Here is a 6,750-nt window from a genome sequence, read left to right as displayed (position 1 = left end):
CTTCTAAAGTGAATTTACCCAAATGAAGTACACCTCCTATTGTTAGATATGTGTCCAACAATGGGGGTGGACTTCAGGGCGCCTGCGGTGTCTCCCCTAGACCGCATTTCCCGCAGGAGTCTCGTTGCCTTCCGTTTCATTCCACTTTGCTTGAACATGAAGATGGAATCGAAAGCCCGTAGTTTTGGAAGGCTAGGACTTTGGACGGTCCATTCCACATCGATTTGTACAATGACCGTTTTTGCACTGCAGGCGCTTAGTTTTCTAGAGGTGGTCCGCCGACGAGCTCTCACTACTAAGCGTCTACTGTCTTGCCTCTTTATAAGCTTGGTTAACCATTGGTTTTATGATTTTTTATCCATTTATTTATCATTACGCATTCTCCGATTAAAAAACCTCCTAGAAAACAAGTAATAACCATGAGATTATCTGGGTCTGTAAAAAAAATTTTAGAGAGAATTGCACCAATAAGAAAACCTGAAAAAATAATAATATAAGATTTATATCTAAATTTCAGGTAGTTAATCATAGAAAAAACCCCTTCCTTTTTACTATTATTATAGATTAAATATTTTGAATTAACAAAAAATAATGTATAATATATAATTGAAATATAAAAAAGAGGAGGTTTTACCCATTGAAAGAAAAACTCTTTAGTCTTTTAGTTGCGGTTATCATCTTTTTTTCAATATTTTCAAGTAGCACTTTAGCACTTGCTTCTCAGGAATATGAAAATTCAGAAGAAATAGTGTTTGAAGGAACTAGTAATGAGCTACATTTTAATAGTGTCGAACGTGATAATGTCATTACTTCAAGGGTTACTGATGCAAAAGGGAATCTTGTTAGTGAAGTAAAGATTGATAAAACAACAAATCAATTAGAAATCGATGGTGTGACTTTATCTAAAGAAGAACAAGACGAACTTAATAATTTTGTTGAATTTGTTAATAAGGAATATATCTCAGATAGTGAATATTTTGTTTTGGGAGAAAATGAGGATCCAGTTATTGAAACGTTCTCAGCTAATGCGTGTTCCTATAAAAGCATTGGTACTTATTACAGTAGTACAGCAGTACCTAAAATTGGCGTTTCAGCATTTGCAGCATACTTATCTACTATTACGAAATCTCCTTACAGTGGAGCATTAGCGGTTGCAAGTGTTGCTGTTGGAAGCATTCCAACCGTATATTACTCTCTGAATGATGCTCAATGTACATCTGGTAATTACTTATACAATAAAAGGACTGTGAAATTTTATAAAGACAAGGCTCGTAAAAAACAAATAGGAAAAACAAGTGTGAGTTATCAAAAAAGATTTAAGTAAATGCTATAAAATGTTTCATTTAGTATATAAGTGAGAGACAGCAAATAAAAAATGGTGAAAGTTTAATCCAAACTTCCACCATTTTTTTGTTATTTTCTTTGGTTGCTGTTGTTTTCAATTTGGTATTGCTGTATTGTTGCAGTTTGTGCTGCGCATTATCTAGGTCAGCAAAATGTTTCCTTTTGTTTTTGGCTTCCCTTTATCTTACTTTATATCGAAAAACTGAAACTTAATTCTAGTAATAACGTATGAAAAGGATACGGATTATGGGAGATGTTAACGGAAAAATATTAATATAGGAAATATATGTATAATGTGATAATGTTGAGAATGTGTGATTTTGGAAAATACTAAAAAAGGAAGGTACTATATGTCTGATGCAGTTCTTAAGGTTCAATCCTTAACCAAAAAAATTGGAAATGCGACCATTGTAGACAATGTTAGCTTCGAGATAAAAAACAATGAAATATTCGGTTTACTCGGTCCGAACGGAGCTGGTAAAACGACGATCATCCGGATGATCACTGGTCTCATCAATCGTACGGGCGGCTCTGTCATGATCAATGGCAATGATCTTGATAAGGATTTCGAGGGAGCGATGAGTCAATTGGGGGCGATCGTTGAAAACCCCGAGTTTTATAAGTACATGACAGGCAGGAAGAATATCCTCCATTATGCTCGCATGTCTCCGAATGACATTTCGAATGAGCGGATAGAAGAGGTCATCAAGCTTGTGAAATTGGATCATGCCATCGATAAGAAGGTCAAAACGTATTCATTAGGAATGCGTCAGCGCCTTGGTGTGGCACAGGCCATCCTGCATAAACCGTCTTTATTGATCTTCGATGAACCGACAAATGGCTTGGATCCGCAAGGGATTCGCGAGTTTCGCGATTATTTAAAGGTATTGGCAAGTGAGGGCGTCGGGATATTGATATCGTCCCACTTGCTATCGGAGATGCAATTGATGTGTGATAGCTTCGCCGTCATCGAAAAAGGAAAACTGATACATACGAAAGAGCATATGGTCGATGAAAAAACGGAAACGATCCATCAAGTTTCCTTCGCTGTCAATGATGGGTCACTAGCCAATAAGATTCTTCAGGAACAGTATGCGGACATTTCAATTCTTAAATTTGATGCGAATACCATTTCTGTATCCGCCACACGAGAACAAACGGCCCAGATAAACAGGCTGTTTAATGGAAATGAACTGGATGTCTATGAAATCGGCATTACGAGAAAATCATTGGAAGATAAATTCTTTGAAATTACCGAGCAGGAAATGAGGGAGTCTGTATGATATCCTTAGTGAAAAATGAATGGATGAAAATCTTTTCTAAAGCATCGACTTATATATTCATCGCTTTTCTTTTAGTGGCAGCTCTCGGAACAGCAATCATCGACATGAAGCTTAGTCCAGAGCAATCCGGAAAGGATTGGAAGCAGGAGGTAAAAGCAGATATACAAGAACAGGAAAAAGCATTGAAAGCCAAAGATATTGGTGATGATGAAAAAGCCGCAATCATGGAAGAAATGGAAACCAACAAGCAATATTTAGCTAAAAATATCAACCCTGACTTAAGCACGAACTGGACCTATATGGCAGAGTGGACAGTAACGCTGACATCCTTCGTAACTCTATTCGTCGTGATTGTTTGCAGCTCGATGGTTTCCTCTGAATTTTCGGATGGCACCATTAAACAACTGCTGATCAGGCCTTATAAACGCTGGAAGATCCTTCTGTCCAAATATATCACGTCGCTGTTATTCGCCGCGTTATTGCTTGTGAGTCTACTGATTTTCAGTTACCTGATCGGAATCTTATTCTTTGGCAATGGGTCCTACTCAGACAAGATGCTCGATCCGACAGCATACGGAAGCTTCAGTACCGTGGTGGTCGGAACCTATGTTGTTGACATGATCGTTTACTGGATACCAGGATTTTTGGTCATTATGACGATTGCGTTCATGTTAAGCACATTGTTTAAGAACCAAGCGCTGGCAGTAGGGATATCCATTTTCATCCTATTTGCTTCTACGACACTGAATATGATCATTCAATCTTTCATCGGAAAATACGAGTGGTTGAAATTCGTCTTATTCCCTCACCTTGATTTAAGAGGGTACATTTCGGGCACGATGGAGATGTTCGATGGAGCTACACTTGGTTTTTCCATGAGTATACTAGTTGTCTATTATTTCATCTTTTTAGCACTGACTTTCTTCGTCTTCCAGAAAAAAGACATTACGAATTAAGCTGGTAGAAGTGACCGGAATCCATTATGGGTTCCGGTTTTTCAATTGGTTCTATCAATTTTACATACATATTTTGGTTTATTGTGAAACTTAAACCAATTGATTTCGTATATATTTTAGAAAGGACTATTTTCCCAAGAAGAGAGAAAGAAGTGGTTCAATTGATAAGAAAAACAAAGCATATGTACGTGGCAATCATTCTTTTTGTGCTGTCGATTATATTAATTTTTCCTTACCCGCACCAAGGTCCTTACGGCGCTACAATTGCCTTTAGGTTAGGCATACCTATCGAGTCCGAAAATGGAATTCAATATGTAGCGGTGCTGGCGGTCATTCTATTGCTGACCAGCCTGTTTTTCCTCGTTCAAGCGGTTGGAATGCATCATGGCCGATTTTTCGTCCTGGCCGTTATCATAGCCTGGTTTGCGCCCCACCTCTTGGCGAGTACGTTTCAAAAGCATTTTGCCTCAGATATATACGCCGTTTCCTATGATCGGGATTCCAGTACATGCTTTTTTGGCATGGAAGATGAGATCATGCTCCATGGGGTATGTGAACTTCCTTTTGAGAATTATAGCAAGCAAGATGTCACATTCAAGATCCAATTGATTGGAAAATACAACGGAAAAGATTCGAAATTAGTATCACTTATGAAAACCGAATCCCCTTACAAGGTCATTTTGCGCGGAAAAGAACGGAAACGACTAAGGTTAGAAATGGACATTGATGTATCAGGGATGAAGGAAGAACATATAAGTGGGCAACTAGAGCAAATCGACATTATCATCATGTCCGGTGAACGAATGAGAAGATTATAAATATCAAAAAATCCGGGCTCGAAGCGGTATAAAAACCGAATACACGTATTAGGTCCAGAAACCTAATAGTGAAAATTATCTTGCGATTGAATATGAACCTGATTATTAGGACTAAGAGACCACAGGCTCCTTCTTTATAAAAGATGCGAGGTGTCGCTTTTTTGTTTTCCCATACATCCCACAAGATAATGCCTTCAAAAAATTGTACCTTCCGGGCTACGTGATAAGCAGGAAATTATGAAAATGTTTCGGTTGTTTTAGGTTAATTATGCGTTTCTGATCCTTTCGACATAGTTCATAAATAATGGAAGTTATCTATATTATGTGAAAAAAGAATAATACTTTTAATTTGTTAGGGATTATTCACTAGTGTATACTCAGGTGGATTTGATTTCTAGAGGAGGAAATGATTTGCTTGAATTAAGGAAGTATATTGCAACGATTTTGATTTTTGCCTTGTTATGCAGCATCTTGCCATCGTATACAGGGGCCACTGACAATTCAGAGAACAGTCAGGACAATCAAGCTGAAAAAGAACAAATGGATACTGACCATCTGGATGAAGTGATGAAAGAAAGAACCGAAAGTTCAAAAACCTTCACAGATGGAGAAGGGAACTTTGTTAAAGAGATTTATCCCGAAGAAATACATAATAAAGTGGACGGAAAGTACAAGCCCATTTCCGAAGAGTTAGTAAAGAAAGATAATAAAGGCTACATAGAGACAGAAACAACTAATTTACAAGCTATGTTTCCAGAAAAATTAGGGAAAGAAAAACCCTTAATTTATCAGTCGGGAGATCATAAATTATCATTTGAATTAACTCATGCCTCAGATGGAGAGAAACAGACGACACCAACGTATACATCGGGGTCAGTAACAGAAGAAAATGCCATCACTCATAAATCTTTATACCCAAATATCGATCTTCGGCACATTGCCTTAAATAATGAGGTAAAAGAAGATTGGATCATGAATGAGTATGATGGAATCAATGAATTTCACTATACGATTCAAACGGATTTATACGGTCAAGTCGAAAGAGACGGATCGATAGGATTCTATGAAAACGAATCAAAAGAGAAACTAATTTTCACTTTACCAAAGCCGATAATGGTTGATTCCAATTACAATGATACATTGGGGGACGGAGTGCGCTCCTCGAATATCGGTTACGAATTAACTGAAAATTCAGATAAAGAATATAATCTAGCTTTAATAGCCAATAAAGAATGGTTAGCTTCACCAAAACGGGTATTTCCAATTTATATAGATCCCTCTGTATCAATTAACGTCTTGGGTGATACATTTGTGATGAGCGCTTATCCAAAGAATAATTATAATAAAGAGTGGGATCCTTCACAGGGAGAATATGTACTGAAGACGGGTTACTATGATAGCACGACAGGAACGAATTATTCGTTCATGAAATTCAGTGTTATTGGAGATTTAAAGGGTGCCACCATTGATTCCGCTGAATTAGCGGCATATATTACCCATTCTTATTATGTTGATATAAAAACGGACATATGGGTGGATGAAGTAAAAGCACAATGGTATGTAGATGAATTGACCTGGAACAACAAGCCATCATCCACTAAAATAACGAGTACCTCCGTTGCCAGGGATCAGTGGGCTTATTTCAATGTTACGCCTACCATCCAGGCTTGGGTGGATGGCACTAGATCAAACTATGGCTTTAAGTTCCATACGAATGGAAACGGCAAAACGCATTGGAAAAAAATCACCGCTGCCGAGAGCGCAAAAAAAGCTAAACTGGTCATTAATTACCACTACGAGAAAATGAAGGACCCTACAGTCAGTTCGTACTCCTATGGTGCGGGGAAGGCCGATGGATATATCGATGTTAAGTGGGGCTCCGTTCATGGAGCACAATCTTATGATTTGCAAATGTATGATGGTAAGGGGTATCAGACCATATATTCTGGTACATCTACTAATTGGTCATCAAAGGGAAAAACTATTTTTCCAAAAGCTCCTTATTCAACAAGTTCCACTTACAGGACAGATGGAACTGGAATTGAGTTACCCGTTAATCCAAGTGAATTTTATAGTAAAAAAAGTGGAACGCCGACTACGAAAAAAGACTATGGATTCCGTGTACTAGCCAAGTTTGCTAGTGGAAATAGCCCCGTTTCAACGGCCATTTTCAAAACGATTCCCGTTATCCAAGTGGGAGTTCCGGATCTTCCAACCGTAAAACCATATGCGTACCCGGAAACGGATTCAGTGAATAAAGGGCGCGGCTGGTTAGATATCTCTTGGAAACCGGTGGTGAATGCAACAGGTTATAAAGTCATGATATGGAACGGTANCAAAATATAAAGA

Annotated in this window: 4 protein-coding genes and 1 pseudogene; all 5 read left to right on the top strand. The window is 38.1% G+C overall.

The genetic code is table 11. The features are described 5' to 3' along the window. Window positions 1-637 precede the first annotated feature (637 nt). Window positions 638-1,324, top strand: a complete 687-nt coding sequence (locus tag ASU00_RS22735; RefSeq protein ID WP_057915722.1) for a hypothetical protein — start codon at window positions 638-640, stop codon at window positions 1,322-1,324. A gap of 370 nt (window positions 1,325-1,694) precedes the next feature. Then, a complete protein-coding gene (locus ASU00_RS22730; RefSeq protein WP_057915721.1) occupies window positions 1,695-2,627 on the top strand; it encodes an ABC transporter ATP-binding protein in 933 nt (310 codons plus the stop codon). Next, window positions 2,624-3,583 (top strand): ABC transporter permease, encoded by a 960-nt coding sequence (locus tag ASU00_RS22725; RefSeq protein WP_057915720.1) that lies wholly within the window; start codon window positions 2,624-2,626, stop codon window positions 3,581-3,583. Before ASU00_RS22730 ends, ASU00_RS22725 begins: the two co-directional genes overlap by 4 nt. 152 nt (window positions 3,584-3,735) lie before the next feature. Then, window positions 3,736-4,401, top strand: a complete 666-nt coding sequence (locus ASU00_RS22720) for a hypothetical protein (protein WP_152983829.1) — start codon at window positions 3,736-3,738, stop codon at window positions 4,399-4,401. Window positions 4,402-4,941: 540 nt separating this feature from the next. After that, window positions 4,942-6,736 (top strand): annotated as a pseudogene (locus ASU00_RS27035) (DNRLRE domain-containing protein); the annotation flags it as partial. Window positions 6,737-6,750 lie beyond the last annotated feature (14 nt).

The sequence above is a fragment of the Peribacillus muralis genome (genome assembly GCF_001439925.1).
GTDB lineage: Bacteria > Bacillota > Bacilli > Bacillales > DSM-1321 > Peribacillus > Peribacillus muralis.
The sequence above is the reverse complement of the archived record's forward strand: the minus strand, read 5'-3'. Positions and strand labels throughout refer to the sequence as shown.